The following is a 15,225-nucleotide window of genomic DNA, read 5'->3' as shown; positions in this document are numbered from 1 at the left end:
CTTATGCCTCACCTAAATAGGCACGGATCACGTCCGGGTTATTACGGATCTGCTCCGGTGTACCGTTTGCCAGCGGCGTCCCCTGATTGACCACGTAAATTCTGTCTGAAATCCCCATCACCAGCTTCATATCATGTTCAATCAACAAGATAGTGGTGTTGTGATGGTTACGCAGTTCGGCAATCAGCTCATCCAGCTCTTTCGTCTCTTTCGGGTTAAGACCTGCTGCCGGTTCGTCGAGCATTAAAATCTCCGGCTGCGTCACCATACAGCGGGCAATCTCCAGACGGCGCTGGTCACCATAGGCCAGGTTACTCGCCTGACGGTTGGCATGTTCCAGCAAACCAATGCGCTCAAGCCAGGTGGCGGCGCGGTCGAGCGCTTCGCTCTGGGCGCGACGGAAAGAGGGTGTTTTCAACAGGCCGGAGAACAGCCCGGTTTTCAGTTGCTGATGCTGTGCCACCAGCAGGTTTTCAATCACCGTCATTTCACGGAACAGACGTACATGCTGGAAGGTGCGCACCACGCCCATGCGGGCAATTTGCTGCCCCGGTAAACCTTCCAGATGCTGATCGCGCAGTAAAATGGTGCCGCCGGTGGGTTTATAGAATCCGGTCAGGCAGTTGAAGACCGTGGTTTTTCCGGCACCGTTAGGGCCGATTAACGAGACGATCTCCTGCGGGTACAGTTCGAGATTGACGTTGTTCACCGCCAGCAGGCCGCCGAAGCGCATCATCAGGCCGTTAACAGATAATAATGGCTGACTCATGCCTGCTCTCCTTTTGCTGCGCCGTTTTTCAGCTTGAGTTGCGGGCGCGTCATGGGCAGCAAACCCTGCGGACGCCAGATCATCATCAGCACCATCAAACCACCGAGCATTAACATGCTGTATTCGTTGAAATCACGCATCAACTCGCGCGATACCACCAGCAGAACTGCCGCCAGAATCACTGCAAATTGCGAGCCCATACCGCCGAGCACCACTATCGCCAGCACAAACGCCGATTCGGCAAAGGTGAAGGATTCCGGACTGACAAAGCCCTGACGCGCCGCGAACAGCGTTCCGGCAAAACCGGCAAACGCGGCACTGATGGTAAAAGCAGTCAGCTTGATACGACGCGGGCTTAAGCCCAGCGAACGACAAGCGATTTCATCTTCACGCAACGCTTCCCACGCGCGGCCCAGCGGCATCCGCAGCAGGCGGTTAATGACAAACAGGCTTAACACCACCAGCAGCAACGCCACCAGGTAGAGGAAAATGACGCGATCGGAGGGATCGTATTTCAGGCCAAAGAAATTACTGAACGTGTCCCAGCCGCCTTCGCGGGCAGTACGACTGAACTCGAGTCCGAAGAGTGTCGGTTTGGGGATCTGACTGATTCCGTTCGGACCGCCGGTGATTTCAGTGTTATTGAGCAGCAATATGCGCACAATTTCGCCGAAACCGAGGGTAACGATCGCCAGATAGTCACCGCGCAGACGCAACACCGGGAAGCCGAGCAGGAAGCCCGCCGCCGCCGCCATCAACCCGGCAATCGGCAGACAGGTCCAGAAGCCCAGACCGTAATAGTGATTGAGCAGCGCAAAAGTGTAAGCGCCGATGGCGTAAAAGCCGCCGTATCCCAGCACCAGCAGACCAGAAAGCCCTACCACCACGTTCAGCCCGAGACCAAGAATAATGTAGATCATGGTCAGGGTGGCGATATCCACCGTCCCGCGTGACACCATAAACGGCCACGCCACCGCAAGCACCAGCAGCGCCACGAGGAACAGTTTCTGCTTCACCGTGGAGCCATCAATCGCGGGCAGAATAAACTTCGGCCCGGAAACGCTTTTTAGCCCTTTCTGGAAAGCCGGTCGCAAAAGCTGGAAGAAAAAGACCACCGCCGTGCCGATAAACACCCACTGCCAACGGATCTCTGAAGCCGTGTCGACCACCAGTTTGGTGCCATCCAGCTCCAGTTGCACGCCCATAAAGACGCCCGCCAGCACAAAGAACATAGCGGCAGAGAGCAGCGCCATTGCAATATGCATCGGTTTCATACTTTCTCTACCTCCGGGCGACCCAGAATACCGGTCGGCATCACCAGCAACACCAGAATCAGCAGGGCGAATGAGACCACATCTTTATATTCCGTACTCAGATAGGCAGAAGAGAGCGCCTCCGCAATCCCCAGAATCAGGCCGCCAATCATCGCTCCCGGAATGCTGCCAATCCCACCGAGCACCGCAGCGGTAAAGGCTTTCATCCCGGCCATAAAGCCGATGTAGGGGTTAATTACGCCGTAGAACTGACCGAGCAGCACACCCGCCACCGCCGCCATCGCCGCGCCAATCACAAAGGTCAGCGCAATCACCCGATCGGTGTTGATGCCAAGCAGGCTCGCCATTTTCAGATCTTCCGCGCAGGCACGACAGGCGCGCCCCATGCGGGAATAGCGAATGAAAATCGTCAGCGCCAGCATGGCGAGGAAAGTAACAATCCAGATCACCGCCTGCATGGTGGTAATAGAGGCAGAGAAGTTTTCACTATGGCCCACAACCCACTGACCGTTAAACAGGCTGGGTAGCGCCACGTCGCGCGAACCTTCGGTCAGGCTGACGTAGTTTTGCAGGAAGATGGACATGCCGATTGCCGAGATGAGCGCAATCAGGCGCTTAGAGTTACGCACCGGGCGATAGGCCACCCGTTCGATACTCCAGCCGTAGGCGCTGGCAATGACGATTGCGCCAACGAATCCCGCCGCCACCAGCAGCCAGCCGGTATCAATTCCCAGCATCATCAGTGCAGCGATGATCATAAAGGAGACGTAGCTGCCGATCATATAAACCTCACCGTGGGCGAAGTTGATCATGCCGATAATGCCGTAAACCATGGTGTAGCCGATGGCTATCAGCGCGTAGGTACTGCCCAGCGTGACGCCGTTAAACATCTGCTGCAAGAAATACAAAAACTGCTCAGACATAAGGTAACCTTTCTAAACCCGCCCGTTTTTCACGGGCGGTGGGATGATCACTTGGCTGCCGTGGATGAACCGTCGGCGTGCCACTGGAAGACACCAAAATCAAATCCCTTAAGATCGCCTTTTTCATCCCAGTTCAGCGGCCCAATCACGGTATTTGCACCGTTAGCTTTTAAATCTTTCACCAGCGCCAGCGGCTCATCGCTGCCGATACGCTCAAGGGCTGTTGCCAGAGATTGCACCGCCGCGTAGGTGATCCAGACATATGGCCCGGATGGATCTTTCTTGTCTGCTTTCAGCGCATCAACGATGCCCTGGTTTGCCGGATCCTGGTCATAGCGTTTTGGCATAGTGACCAACATGCCTTCGGCAGCATCGCCAGCAATATTCGACAACGACGCATTACCCACACCTTCCGGCCCCATAAACTGGGTTTTCAGGCCAACGGAACGGGCCTGGCGCAGCATCTGCCCCATTTCCGGGTAGTAACCGCCGTAGTAAACGAAGTCGATGTTTTCTTTTTTCAGGCGGGCGATCAGCGCGGAGAAATCTTTCTCTCCAGCGGTAATGCCGTCGAAGAAGACGACGTTGGCGTTAGCCGCTTTCAGCCCGTCCTGCACCGAACGTGCCAGTCCTTCGCCATACTGTTGTTTGTCGTGAATGATGGCGATGCGCTGGGGCTTCACCGTCTCAAGAATGTATTTTGCCGCCGTTGGCCCCTGGGAAGAGTCCAGCCCGGCAGTACGCATGATGTATTGATAACCGCGTTGGGTCAGCTCCGGATTGGTCGCTCCCGGCGAGATCATCAGAATACCTTCGTCTTCATAGATATCTGATGCAGGTTGGGTAGAGGAGGAACACAGATGACCAATAACATATTTAATGCCGTCGTTAACGATTTTGTTGGCGACCGCAACGGCTTGTTTCGGGTCGCAGGCGTCGTCATATTCCACGCCAACCAGTTTATCGCCCTTAATTCCCCCTTTGGCATTAATGTCTTTAATTGCCTGACGCGCGCCGTTAAATTCCATATCGCCCCACTGGGCAATCGGGCCGGACATCGCGCCGACAACGGCGACTTTAATATCGTCAGCCATAGCGGTGTGTGAAATTGTCAGTGCAATCATCCCTGCGATGATAGTTTTCGCATTCCGTTTCATAGTCAAAAATCCCCATTCGTGATGTTGTGTTGCTTTGTTTTTATGTGTTAACAAATCAAACTGTTCTTTTTTTATACTGCACTGTTTTTACCTGTCTGATTAAGGGTTTAGCGCAGCATTTTGTGATGATAGCGATTAAAATCCCTATTTTTCAGTCAATTAAGAACAGATAATATTCTGAATTTATTGATAGATAAACAGAAAAAAGCGCCGTTGTCAGCATAAAATAACGGTACAAAGGGCAGAATAATTCACTACCATTTAGGGGATTATGCTGGATATTTTTCATTCTCTAATGTTTTAACTTTGTAATTATTGCTGAAAAAAAATTAATCACCTGCCAAAAGAAATAAAAAAGAGAAAGCCTCCGATTAAATTATTTCGCTACACTGGTTCCACTTTTGTGATTTACACGGGTTCCCCATGAAGCTGACCATCATTCGATTAGAAAACTTTAGCGACCAGGACCGGATTGACCTGCAAAAGATCTGGCCGGAGTATTCCCCTTCCTCTTTACAGGTTGACGATAACCACCGTATCTACGCCGCGCGTTTTAACGAGCGCCTGCTCGCTGCCGTGCGGGTAACCTTAAGCGGCACCGAGGGGGCACTGGATTCTCTACGCGTGCGGGAAGTCACCCGACGTCGCGGTGTGGGGCAATATCTGCTGGAAGAGGTTTTGCGTAACAATCCTGGCGTTTCATGTTGGTGGATGGCGGATGCTGGCGTGGAAGATCGCGGCGTGATGACGGCGTTTATGCGAGCACTGGGATTTACGGCACAACAGGGTGGCTGGGAGAAGCGTTAATCGTCAAGTTTGATTTCAAAAGTGATGACCAACGAGAAATTGCCTGATGCGCTACGCTTATCAGGCCTACAATGTGTGCTGCAATTTACTGATTTCTTTGGATCTTGTAGGCCGGATAAGGCGTTTACGCCGCATCCGGCATGAAGCAACGTACTCGATATTAGCAATTTGGCGGCAACCCAAAGTTGCCGATTAATGATTACTTCGCATCAGTCGCCGTGCCGTTGGCGTGCCAGTCAAACACACCGAACTCAAAGCCTTTCAGATCGCCTTTCTCATCCCAGCTAAGCGGCCCCATCACCGTATCAACCGAGTTCGCTTTCAGGTATTTAGCGATCTCCGCCGGATCGTCAGACTGATTCAGCCCCGCTTGCAAAGATTGCAGCGCGGCGTAGGTGGTCCAGACGAACGCGCCGCTTGGGTCCTGTTTTTTCGCTTTGATCGCATCAACAATGGGTTTGTTCGCCGGAACCTGATCGTAGTTCTTCGGCTTGGTCACCAGCAGCCCTTCCGCTGATTCGCCCGCAATGTTAGACAGCGAAACGTTAGCCACACCTTCCGGCCCCATAAACTGAGTTTTCAACCCTGCCGCGCGTGCCTGACGCAGGATTTGCCCCATTTCCGGGTGATAACCACCGTAGTAAACGAAGTCGATATTCTCTTTCTTCAGACGCGCCACCAGGGTTGAGAAATCTTTTTCCCCAGCGGTGATACCATCAAAGAACACCACGTTAGCATTGCCTTTCTTCAGGCCGTCCTGCACTGCACGCGCCAGACCTTCGCCGTACTGCTGTTTGTCGTGAACGATAGCAATGCGTTGCGGTTTCACTTTCTCAAGAATATATTTCGCCGCCGTCGGCCCCTGGTCGGAGTCCAGGCCGGTGGTGCGCAGGATCAGCTGATAGCCACGGGCGGTCAGCTCTGGTGCGGTTGCCGCTGGGGTGATCATTAAAATGCCTTCGTCTTCGTAGATGTCAGACGCTGGCTGCGTTGATGAAGAGCAGAGGTGACCAATCACGTATTTAATGCCGTCGTTAACGACTTTGTTCGCCACCGCAACCGCCTGTTTCGGGTCACAGGCATCGTCATATTTCACGATTTGCAGTTTGTTGCCTTTAATGCCGCCTTTAGCATTGATATCCGCAACCGCCTGCTCAGCACCAGTAAACTCCTGGTCACCGTACTGGGCTACCGGACCGGACATTGCGCCCACGACCGCGACTTTAATATCTTCTGCCAGAGCCATATTGCTGAATGCCAGCGCGATACATCCTGCCAGTAACGCTTTACCCTTTATGTTCATCCTGAGAATCCCCACTCTTCTGGTTATTACGTGTGTTGTGATGTTGTTGTGCAGCACTTTATTTCGTTTTATACGTAGCTACCCGTGCTTTAGCAGCATACTCTGCTAAAACATACCCCATTTTTATGATATTGGAATAGCTATTTTGACAGTTTATTAACAATCTGCGTGGGGATTGGCGTTTTGCCGGAGGGGGAAACTGATTATTGTAGAGGCCCAAAAAACAAAAACCCCGGACTCTCATCCAGGGTTCTCTGCTTAATAGCGGAAATTACGCTTCAATGGCAGCGCGCAATTTTTTCATCGCGTTCTTTTCCAGCTGGCGCACACGCTCAGCGGAAACGCCGTAACGGTCAGCCAGTTCCTGCAACGTGGACTTGTTGTCTTCGTCCAGCCAGCGCGCGCGGATGATATCCTGGCTACGCTCGTCCAGACCTTGCATCGCGTCGGTCAGACGGTTTGCCGCCTGCTCTTCCCAGTTATCATCTTCGATGCCGTCGGCAAAGTTAGATGATTTATCCTGCAGATAGAGCACCGGAGCCATCGGCTGGCTGTCGGAATCGTCGTCGGAAGACAGGTCAAAGGTCATGTCCTGTGCCGCCATACGTGATTCCATCTCACGTACGTCTTTGCTGGTTACACCCAGTTCACGGGCCACCATTTCGACTTCATCCTGGTTAAACCAGCCCAGACGCTGCTTGGTTTTACGCAGGTTGAAGAACAGTTTGCGCTGCGCTTTGGTGGTCGCAACTTTGACGATACGCCAGTTGCGCAGAACGTATTCGTGGATCTCTGCTTTGATCCAGTGAACGGCGAAGGAGACCAGGCGCACACCCACTTCCGGGTTAAAACGGCGCACTGCTTTCATCAGGCCGATGTTACCTTCCTGAATCAAATCCGCCTGTGGCAGGCCATAGCCCGCATAATTACGAGCAATATGAACAACAAACCGCAGGTGAGACAGGATCAGCGTTTTAGCTGCTTCCAGATCGCCATGGTAATGCAGCTTTTCAGCCAGCGCCCGCTCCTCGTCAGCCGACAACATCGGCCACGCGTTAGCTGCCCGGATGTAGGAATCCAGGTTGCCAACTGGGGCTAAAGCTAAACTTTGCATTTTGTCAGTCATTCAAATCCTCTCAATCGATATCTTCTGGCGCTTCAGTGGTAGCAACAACTGTGCCAGAGCTTAAGAGCAACGAGGTTATCATTCACTGTTTTATCAGACAGTGATTTTATCCACAAGTTCAATGCAACGCTGTGAATAAATTACGCACAAAATGTGACATAGAGATGAAATACCGGGAAGAGACAACGGGGTCTCTTTCCCTGCTACGGAACCCATTGCAGGGAAAGAGTATAACACGCTTTTATTATTCAGGCGTAAAGTGGCGTAAATGTTGTACCGTGGCAAGCCACGCTGCCACCCAGCCAATCATCGAGCATACCAGCAGCAATAGCAGGCATTCATCGAACGATAAACCATTGATATCAAACTTCGTTCCGAAAACCTGCGCCACTTCCGCAACCGCCGATGACAATCGCAGCACCAGAATTTCTGACAAAATTAATGACAACAATGCGCCAGAAAATCCCAGCAATGCGCCTCCGTATAGGAACGGGCGCAGGATGAAACCATCCGTCGCACCAATCAGTTTCTGCACGTTAATGGAGTCACGGCGAGCAAAGATACTCAGGCGCACACTGTTACCGATGACGAGGAACACTGCTGCCACCATCAACACGCCGATCATCGCGGAAACGCGCCCGACCAGCCCGGTTAACGCCGCCAGACGGGCAAACCAGCTGTCATCCATCCGCACTTCGTCAATGCCGTTGATCTGGGTGATACGATCACGCAGCGTATTCAGTGATTCCGTCCCCTGAAAATCGAGTTTCGGGATCACCACCGCCACTGCCGGAAGCGGGTTTTCTTCCAGCATATCCAGCGCACCACCAAAACCAGACCAGTTACGGAACTCGCCCAGTGCGTCTTCACGAGAAAGATAATTCACTTTCTCCACGCCTTGCTCGGCCTGCAACTGTGCCACCACGCCCGCAGCGGCGTCATCGTCCAGCGTTTTTTGCAGATAAACAGTGATTTGCGGTGACGGATAATATTGCGTCGCCGCCTGGTTAACGTTTTTGTACACCATATAACAGACGCTGGGCAGCGTCAGGGAGATGGCGATAACCATCACCGTTAAAAACGTGGCGAACGGTTTGCTTTTCAGATCCTGCAATGCGCCGTGGAAGGCATAGCGCACCTGTTCGTTGAAAACGTTGGTTTTGCGATTTACCGGTTTTGGCGAGGATTTCGCCCGTTTTGGCGCGTTACGACCGCCGTCGCCAGAGCCGCCGACCGATTTACGGAAGCGATCCAGACGCCCGCCAAACTGCCGAATATGATTGATTGCATCGCGCTTATTCATGGCCCACGCCTCCATGCAAGTGACCATCGCTCAGGGTGAGCATGCGATAGGAACGCCGCGAGATCAGGTTGATGTCGTGCGTTGCCATCAATACGGTTACCCCAACGCGGTTAAACTCTTCAAACAGACGTAAAATGCCTTCCGACAACGCGTCGTCCAGGTTACCGGTCGGTTCATCCGCCAGCAGTACCGCAGGCTTGTTCACCACCGCGCGGGCAATGCCAACACGTTGTTGTTCACCGCCGGAAAGCTGAATAGGAAAGTTCTTCGCTTTGTCCAGTAGCCCGACTTTATCCAGTGCCGCCGACACCCGGCGACGAATATCGTCACCGCTGGCACCGGCGATAATCAGCGGGATCGCCACATTATCGTAGACAGTACGGTCCATCAGTAGATGGTGATCCTGGAAAATCATGCCAATCTGGCGGCGCAGAAACGGAACTTCACGGTTTTTCAGACGCGTGATGTCATGGCCGCTAAACCAGATTTTCCCGGCGCTGGGCCGCTCAATCCCACAGATCAGCTTCAGGAGGGTACTTTTCCCTGCGCCGGAATGACCGGTCAGAAACGCCATCTCACCCGGCTGCATATGGAACGTAACGCCCTGCAGCGCCTGTCTCCCACCGAGATAAGCCTTGCTGACATGTTCAAAGCGAATCATTGTTAATCCTCTCGGGCAAAAAGTGCCTCTATAAAGTCGTCCGCCTTAAACGGACGCAAATCCTCAATACGTTCGCCGACACCAATGTAGCGGATAGGGATACCAAACTGGTCAGCCACCGAGAAAATTACCCCGCCTTTCGCCGTGCCGTCCAGTTTCGTTAGCGTGATGCCGGTTAAGCCAACGGCTTCGTGGAACAGTTTGGCCTGGCTTACCGCATTCTGCCCGGTGCTGGCATCAATAGTCAGCATAACTTCATGCGGAGCTTCAACGTCGAGTTTCTTCATCACGCGGACGATTTTCTTCAACTCTTCCATCAGGTGCGATTTGTTTTGCAGGCGTCCGGCGGTATCGGCAATCAGGACGTCGATGTTACGCGCTTTAGCGGCCTGAATGGCGTCGAAGATAACAGAAGCGGAATCCGCACCGGTATGCTGGGCAATCACCGGAATATTGTTGCGCTGACCCCAGACCTGAAGCTGTTCAACCGCTGCCGCACGGAAAGTATCGCCTGCCGCCAGCATCACCGATTTACCCTGCTGCTCAAACTGACGCGCCAGCTTACCAATCGTCGTGGTTTTACCCACACCGTTGACGCCCACCATCAGGATCACGAACGGCGTTTTACCTTCAACATTCAGCGGCTCATCGACTTTCGCCAGAATCTCGCCCATCTCTTCTTTCAGCAGGCCATAGAGCGCCTCGGCATCACGAAGCTGCTTGCGGGATGCGCCTTCCGTCAGATTGGTGATAATTTTACGTGTGGTTTCCACGCCCACATCGGCGATCAACAGCTGTTCTTCCAGCTCTTCAAACAGATCATCGTCGATTTTTTTACCGCGGAACAGGCTGATAAATCCGGAACCGAGATTTTCTTTGGTTTTTAACAGGCTGCGTTTCAGGCGCGCGAAGAAACCTTCTTTGGTCGGTTTTTCCTGCTCCTGAGCGATTTCTTCCACCGGCTGCTCTTCTTCTGCCGGAGAAACCACTATCACCGCCTCTTCGGCAGCCAGCGCCTGTGCTTCCAGCTCTTCGTCGGTGATTTCTTCTTTAGCCGCTTCTTCTTCCGCCGCTTCGACAATCTCTACGGTTTCCGCTTCGGCCTGCCACTCTTCTGGCGAAACATCTTCGGCGTTGACGTCTTCCGGCAACGGCAGTTCTTCACGCTCGATAGCCACTGGCTCCGGCGTTTCTTCTGCGACCAGTTCCGGCTGTGCAACGACTTCCGCTTCAGGCTGCGCTTTTTCACTTTCAGCAACCTGTTCAGTGACTTCCACAACGTCGGCAGCAAAAGTTTCCGCCTCGGCCTCAGTATGCGCCTGCGGCTGCTCTTCAACGGCTTGTTCAGAAGCCTTCACAGGCTCTTGCGCCTGAACGATTTCTTCTACAACCGGTTGTTCATTCTGAACTTCTGTCTCTTTTTCCGGGGTCTGCTCTTTTTGACCAAAGCCCAGCCAGGAAAAAAAGCCACGTTTTTTTTCTTTCGCCATTTGCGACTACACTCCTCGCTGTTGCTTCATGGCACAGCGTTAACGCTATGTACATAGCAGCTAAAAAAATGATGAAATAGTCTATCACTTAACTTAATTCACATCACCGCCTGCAAGTATGTGTTATCTGGCGGATTGAGCAATTTATCATGAAAAAACCGAATCATTCCGGCAGCGGCCAAATCCGCATTATTGGCGGGCAGTGGCGAGGCCGTAAACTCCCGGTTCCTGATAGTCCAGGTCTGCGCCCCACCACCGACCGCGTACGCGAAACGTTGTTTAACTGGCTGGCTCCGGTCATTGTTGACGCCCAATGTCTGGATTGCTTCGCCGGGAGCGGCGCGCTGGGGCTGGAAGCGTTATCGCGCTACGCTGCGGGGGCCACGTTGATTGAGATGGATCGCGTGGTTTCTCAGCAGTTAATTAAGAATCTGGCGACACTAAAAGCAGGCAATGCACGCGTGGTGAACAGCAACGCGATGTCATTCCTGGCGCAAAAAGGCACACCGCATAATATCGTGTTTGTCGATCCACCGTTCCGCCGTGGATTGTTAGAAGAGACGATAAATTTACTGGAAGATAACGGCTGGCTGGCTGACGAAGCCCTGATTTATGTCGAAAGCGAAGTCGAAAACGGTCTGCCCACTGTTCCGGCGAACTGGTCATTACATCGGGAAAAAGTGGCGGGTCAGGTGGCTTATCGGCTGTATCGACGCGAAGCACAAGGAGAAAGTGATGTTGATTAATATTGGACGTTTGTTAATGCTCTGCGTTTGGGGATTTTTAATCCTCAACCTGGTGCATCCCTTCCCACGTCCGCTGAATATTTTTGTTAACGTGGCGCTGATTTTTACCGTGCTGATGCATGGTATGCAGCTGGCGCTATTGAAATCCACTTTGCCGAAAGATGGCCCGCAGATGACCACCGCCGAAAAGGTGCGCATTTTCCTTTTCGGCGTGTTTGAACTGCTGGTCTGGCAGAAGAAATTTAAAGTTAAAAAATAACCTTATTGTTCGCCAACAAAGCTGACAAAGCGCGTTCCTTTATAGCTCAGCGTACCTTTATCGCCCACTGTCAGGGCGTGGTACTGCTGGGCGTCGAGGCGAAACGTCTGCTCCATTCCTCCGCTTTGCGGTTTGAAGCTTGCCTCATAGCGCATACTGGTGCCTGCCGGAGTCACTTCCTGCTGGCGCGAACGGCGATCGTTAATCGGTTTTTCCCGCTTGTTGCTCACCACCACCAGCTTTTGCTGGAGCGGTGCCATATCATTATCAGCTTTTTCCCGTCGTTGTTGCATAAAACGAAACGATGCGGCGACGATGATTAAGCCAATGATAACAATAAAGAAAAGAGGTGGTTTACTCATCTTTATCCCTCATCGGAAAATGCGGAAATAAGCATACCCTGCCAGTTATGGTGTTGTCATCCGTCCACCCTCGCCACTAAACTGGAAGCAAGACCGTAGGCATTCCGCTTACGAAAAAATAACGAATTCAAGGAACTAAGATGCTTTGGTCGTTTATCGCTGTCTGTCTTTCCGCATGGCTATCTGTGGATGCATCGTATCGTGGGCCAACCTGGCAACGCTGGGTATTTAAACCATTAACCCTTCTTCTCCTGCTGTTGCTGGCCTGGCAAGCGCCGATGTTCGACGCCATTAGCTATCTGGTGCTGGCGGGACTGTGCGCCTCACTGCTGGGCGATGCGCTAACCCTGTTGCCACGTCAACGTCTGATGTACGCCATCGGCGCGTTTTTCCTCTCGCACCTGCTGTACACCATCTATTTCGCCAGTCAGATGACGCTCTCTTTCTTCTGGCCTCTGCCACTGGTGTTGCTGGTTCTGGGTGCGCTGTTACTGGCGATTATCTGGACGCGGCTGGAAGAGTATCGTTGGCCTATCTGCACGTTTATCGGCATGACGCTGGTGATGGTGTGGCTGGCAGGTGAACTGTGGTTCTTCCGTCCGACCGCTCCGGCGCTCTCTGCGTTTGTCGGCGCTTCGTTGCTATTTATCAGTAACTTTGTCTGGCTGGGTAGTCACTATCGCCGCCGCTTCCGGGCAGATAACGCGATTGCTGCGGCCTGCTACTTTGCCGGTCATTTCCTCATCGTCCGCTCGCTGTATCTCTGATAAAACTTGACTCTGGAGTCGACTCCAGAGTGTATCCTTCGGTTAATGAGAAAAAACTTAACCGGAGGATGCCATGTCGACTCCTGACAATCACGGCAAGAAAGCCCCTCACTTTGCTGCGTTCAAACCGCTAACTACGGTACAGAACACCAACGACTGTTGCTGCGACGGCGCATGTTCCAGCACGCCAACGCTCTCTGAAAACGTCTCCGGCACCCGCTATAGCTGGAAAGTCAGCGGCATGGACTGCGCCGCCTGTGCGCGCAAGGTAGAAAATGCCGTGCGCCAGCTTGCAGGCGTGAATCAGGTACAGGTGTTGTTCGCCACCGAAAAACTGGTGGTGGATGCCGACAATGACATCCGTGCACAAGTTGAATCTGCGGTGCAAAAAGCGGGCTATTCCCTGCGCGATGAACAGGCTACCGACGAACCACAAGCATCACGCCTGAAAGAGAATCTGCCGCTGATTACGCTAATCGTGATGATGGCAATCAGCTGGGGTCTGGAGCAGTTCAATCATCCGTTCGGGCAACTGGCGTTTATCGCGACCACGCTGGTTGGGCTGTACCCGATTGCTCGTCAGGCATTACGGCTGATCAAATCCGGCAGCTACTTCGCCATTGAAACGTTAATGAGCGTAGCCGCTATTGGTGCGCTGTTTATTGGCGCAACGGCTGAAGCTGCGATGGTGTTGCTGCTGTTTTTGATTGGTGAACGACTGGAAGGCTGGGCCGCCAGCCGCGCGCGTCAGGGCGTTAGCGCGTTAATGGCGCTGAAACCGGAAACCGCCACGCGTCTGCGTAACGGTGAGCGTGAAGAGGTGGCGATTAACAGCCTGCGCCCTGGCGATGTGATTGAAGTCGCCGCAGGTGGGCGTTTGCCTGCCGACGGTAAACTGCTCTCACCGTTTGCCAGTTTTGATGAAAGCGCCCTGACCGGCGAATCCATTCCTGTGGAGCGCGCAACGGGCGATAAAGTTCCTGCAGGAGCCACCAGCGTAGACCGTCTGGTAACGCTGGAAGTGCTGTCAGAACCGGGTGCCAGCGCCATTGACCGGATTCTGAAACTGATCGAAGAAGCCGAAGAGCGCCGCGCGCCCATTGAGCGGTTTATCGACCGCTTCAGCCGTATTTATACGCCAGCGATTATGGCCGTCGCCCTGCTGGTAACGCTGGTGCCGCCGCTGCTGTTTGCCGCCAGCTGGCAAGAGTGGATTTATAAAGGGCTGACGCTGCTGCTGATTGGTTGCCCGTGTGCGTTAGTTATCTCCACGCCCGCGGCGATTACCTCCGGGCTGGCGGCAGCAGCGCGTCGTGGGGCGTTGATTAAAGGCGGCGCGGCGCTGGAGCAGCTGGGTCGTGTTACCCAGGTGGCGTTTGATAAAACCGGTACGCTGACCGTCGGTAAACCGCGCGTTACCGCGATTCATCCGGCAACGGGTATTAGTGAATCTGAACTGCTGACACTGGCGGCGGCGGTCGAGCAAGGCGCGACGCATCCACTGGCACAAGCCATTGTGCGCGAAGCACAGGTTGCTGAACTCGCCATTCCCACCGCCCAATCACAGCGGGCGCTGGTCGGGTCTGGCATTGAAGCGCAGGTTAACGGTGAGCGCGTGTTGATATGCGCTGCCGGAAAACATCCTGCTGATGCATTTGCTGGTTTGATTAATGAACTGGAAAGCGCCGGGCAAACGGTAGTGCTGGTAGTACGTAATGATGACGTGCTGGGTGTCATTGCGTTGCAGGATACCCTGCGCGCCGATGCTGCAACTGCTATCAGTGAACTGAACGCGCTGGGGGTTAAAGGAGTGATCCTCACCGGCGATAATCCACGCGCCGCGGCGGCAATTGCCGGGGAGTTGGGGCTGGAATTTAAAGCGGGCCTGTTGCCGGAAGATAAAGTCAAAGCGGTGACCGAGCTGAATCAACATGCGCCGCTGGCGATGGTCGGTGATGGTATTAACGACGCGCCAGCGATGAAAGCTGCCGCCATCGGGATTGCAATGGGCAGTGGCACAGACGTGGCGCTGGAAACCGCCGATGCAGCATTAACCCATAACCACCTGCGCGGTCTGGTGCAAATGATTGAACTGGCACGCGCCACTCACGCCAATATCCGCCAGAACATCACCATTGCGCTGGGGCTGAAAGGCGTTTTCCTCGTCACCACACTGTTAGGAATGACCGGGCTATGGCTGGCGGTGCTGGCAGATACGGGTGCGACGGTGCTGGTGACGGCGAATGCGTTAAGATTGTTGCGCAGGAAGTAAAAGTGT

General features: G+C 53.5%; 15 protein-coding genes. 5 read left to right on the top strand and 10 right to left on the bottom strand.

All coding sequences use genetic code 11. The features are described 5' to 3' along the window. Position 1: 1 nt before the first annotated feature. Genes livG through livK form a run of 4 tightly spaced genes read right to left on the bottom strand, consistent with a single transcriptional unit; the run spans position 2 to position 4,123 of the window. A complete protein-coding gene (gene livG, locus ACJHYW_RS10470) occupies positions 2-769 on the bottom strand; it encodes a high-affinity branched-chain amino acid ABC transporter ATP-binding protein LivG (protein WP_000082101.1) in 768 nt (255 codons plus the stop codon). Then, entirely contained in the window at positions 766-2,043 is a 1,278-nt protein-coding gene (livM, locus tag ACJHYW_RS10465) for a branched chain amino acid ABC transporter permease LivM (protein ID WP_000803817.1), read from the bottom strand. Before livM ends, livG begins: the two co-directional genes overlap by 4 nt. After that, positions 2,040-2,966, bottom strand: coding sequence for a high-affinity branched-chain amino acid ABC transporter permease LivH (gene livH / locus ACJHYW_RS10460; protein ID WP_001295097.1), 927 nt, complete (start codon positions 2,964-2,966; stop codon positions 2,040-2,042). The genes livM and livH overlap by 4 nt, the downstream gene beginning before the upstream one ends. A 47-nt stretch (positions 2,967-3,013) precedes the next feature. Next, a complete protein-coding gene (gene livK / locus ACJHYW_RS10455) occupies positions 3,014-4,123 on the bottom strand; it encodes a high-affinity branched-chain amino acid ABC transporter substrate-binding protein LivK (protein ID WP_001361520.1) in 1,110 nt (369 codons plus the stop codon). 423 nt (positions 4,124-4,546) lie between these two features. On the opposite strand from livK, the gene panM reads away from it, so the two are divergent. Next, the gene (gene panM / locus ACJHYW_RS10450) at positions 4,547-4,930 is read left to right on the top strand and encodes an aspartate 1-decarboxylase autocleavage activator PanM (RefSeq protein ID WP_000778796.1); all 384 of its coding nucleotides are present in this window, start codon (positions 4,547-4,549) and stop codon (positions 4,928-4,930) included. 199 nt (positions 4,931-5,129) lie between these two features. Here panM and livJ read toward each other — a convergent pair whose 3' ends face one another. The 5 genes from livJ to ftsY form a co-directional block, all read right to left on the bottom strand. Continuing rightward, entirely contained in the window at positions 5,130-6,233 is a 1,104-nt protein-coding gene (gene livJ / locus ACJHYW_RS10445) for a branched chain amino acid ABC transporter substrate-binding protein LivJ (RefSeq protein ID WP_001021994.1), read from the bottom strand. Between the two features lie 271 nt (positions 6,234-6,504). Continuing rightward, entirely contained in the window at positions 6,505-7,359 is an 855-nt protein-coding gene (gene rpoH, locus ACJHYW_RS10440) for an RNA polymerase sigma factor RpoH (RefSeq protein ID WP_000130217.1), read from the bottom strand. Positions 7,360-7,603: 244 nt separating this feature from the next. Then, on the bottom strand, positions 7,604-8,662 hold the full coding sequence (gene ftsX, locus ACJHYW_RS10435; protein ID WP_001042003.1) for a permease-like cell division protein FtsX: 1,059 nt from the start codon (positions 8,660-8,662) through the stop codon (positions 7,604-7,606). Next, positions 8,655-9,323 carry a cell division ATP-binding protein FtsE gene (ftsE, locus tag ACJHYW_RS10430; protein ID WP_000617723.1) on the bottom strand — a complete coding sequence of 223 codons (669 nt, stop codon included), beginning with the start codon at positions 9,321-9,323 and terminating at the stop codon, positions 8,655-8,657. The genes ftsX and ftsE overlap by 8 nt, the downstream gene beginning before the upstream one ends. A gap of 2 nt (positions 9,324-9,325) precedes the next feature. Next, positions 9,326-10,813 carry a signal recognition particle-docking protein FtsY gene (gene ftsY, locus ACJHYW_RS10425; RefSeq protein ID WP_001040650.1) on the bottom strand — a complete coding sequence of 496 codons (1,488 nt, stop codon included), beginning with the start codon at positions 10,811-10,813 and terminating at the stop codon, positions 9,326-9,328. A 149-nt stretch (positions 10,814-10,962) separates the two neighbouring features. Between ftsY and rsmD the strand changes: the two genes are divergently transcribed. Together rsmD and ACJHYW_RS10415 are read left to right on the top strand one after the other, a co-directional pair. Beyond that, on the top strand, positions 10,963-11,559 hold the full coding sequence (gene rsmD / locus ACJHYW_RS10420) for a 16S rRNA (guanine(966)-N(2))-methyltransferase (protein ID WP_000743203.1): 597 nt from the start codon (positions 10,963-10,965) through the stop codon (positions 11,557-11,559). Next, entirely contained in the window at positions 11,549-11,818 is a 270-nt protein-coding gene (locus ACJHYW_RS10415; RefSeq protein ID WP_001295207.1) for a DUF1145 family protein, read from the top strand. Before rsmD ends, ACJHYW_RS10415 begins: the two co-directional genes overlap by 11 nt. Before the next feature lie 2 nt (positions 11,819-11,820). Here ACJHYW_RS10415 and ACJHYW_RS10410 read toward each other — a convergent pair whose 3' ends face one another. Beyond that, a complete protein-coding gene (locus tag ACJHYW_RS10410) occupies positions 11,821-12,180 on the bottom strand; it encodes a DUF2500 domain-containing protein (RefSeq protein WP_000042886.1) in 360 nt (119 codons plus the stop codon). Positions 12,181-12,320: 140 nt separating this feature from the next. Here ACJHYW_RS10410 and ACJHYW_RS10405 point away from each other — a divergent pair, with 140 nt between their 5' ends. Further along, a complete protein-coding gene (locus tag ACJHYW_RS10405) occupies positions 12,321-12,947 on the top strand; it encodes a lysoplasmalogenase (protein WP_000964718.1) in 627 nt (208 codons plus the stop codon). A gap of 73 nt (positions 12,948-13,020) precedes the next feature. Beyond that, positions 13,021-15,219: a Zn(II)/Cd(II)/Pb(II) translocating P-type ATPase ZntA gene (gene zntA / locus ACJHYW_RS10400; protein WP_000106503.1), complete on the top strand. Its 2,199-nt coding sequence runs from the start codon at positions 13,021-13,023 to the stop codon at positions 15,217-15,219. The last annotated feature ends 6 nt before the right edge of the window (positions 15,220-15,225 follow it).

The sequence above is a fragment of the Escherichia sp. WS3063 genome (assembly GCF_046486595.1).
In the GTDB taxonomy this organism is placed as follows: Bacteria; Pseudomonadota; Gammaproteobacteria; order Enterobacterales; family Enterobacteriaceae; genus Escherichia; species Escherichia coli.
This window is presented reverse-complemented; position numbering and strand designations above follow the sequence as displayed.

Bases quoted from the DNA above. Each gene is read 5' to 3' on its own strand.
- zntA (WP_000106503.1), top strand. From the start codon at position 13,021: ATGTCGACTCCTGACAATCACGGCAAGAAAGCCCCTCACTTTGCTGCG.
- livJ (WP_001021994.1), bottom strand. From the start codon at position 6,233: ATGAACATAAAGGGTAAAGCGTTACTGGCAGGATGTATCGCGCTGGCA.
- ftsX (WP_001042003.1), bottom strand. From the start codon at position 8,662: ATGAATAAGCGCGATGCAATCAATCATATTCGGCAGTTTGGCGGGCGT.
- ACJHYW_RS10405 (WP_000964718.1), top strand. From the start codon at position 12,321: ATGCTTTGGTCGTTTATCGCTGTCTGTCTTTCCGCATGGCTATCTGTG.
- livM (WP_000803817.1), bottom strand. From the start codon at position 2,043: ATGAAACCGATGCATATTGCAATGGCGCTGCTCTCTGCCGCTATGTTC.
- ftsE (WP_000617723.1), bottom strand. From the start codon at position 9,323: ATGATTCGCTTTGAACATGTCAGCAAGGCTTATCTCGGTGGGAGACAG.
- ACJHYW_RS10410 (WP_000042886.1), bottom strand. From the start codon at position 12,180: ATGAGTAAACCACCTCTTTTCTTTATTGTTATCATTGGCTTAATCATC.
- rsmD (WP_000743203.1), top strand. From the start codon at position 10,963: ATGAAAAAACCGAATCATTCCGGCAGCGGCCAAATCCGCATTATTGGC.
- livH (WP_001295097.1), bottom strand. From the start codon at position 2,966: ATGTCTGAGCAGTTTTTGTATTTCTTGCAGCAGATGTTTAACGGCGTC.
- livK (WP_001361520.1), bottom strand. From the start codon at position 4,123: ATGAAACGGAATGCGAAAACTATCATCGCAGGGATGATTGCACTGACA.
- rpoH (WP_000130217.1), bottom strand. From the start codon at position 7,359: ATGACTGACAAAATGCAAAGTTTAGCTTTAGCCCCAGTTGGCAACCTG.
- panM (WP_000778796.1), top strand. From the start codon at position 4,547: ATGAAGCTGACCATCATTCGATTAGAAAACTTTAGCGACCAGGACCGG.
- ftsY (WP_001040650.1), bottom strand. From the start codon at position 10,813: ATGGCGAAAGAAAAAAAACGTGGCTTTTTTTCCTGGCTGGGCTTTGGT.
- ACJHYW_RS10415 (WP_001295207.1), top strand. From the start codon at position 11,549: ATGTTGATTAATATTGGACGTTTGTTAATGCTCTGCGTTTGGGGATTT.
- livG (WP_000082101.1), bottom strand. From the start codon at position 769: ATGAGTCAGCCATTATTATCTGTTAACGGCCTGATGATGCGCTTCGGC.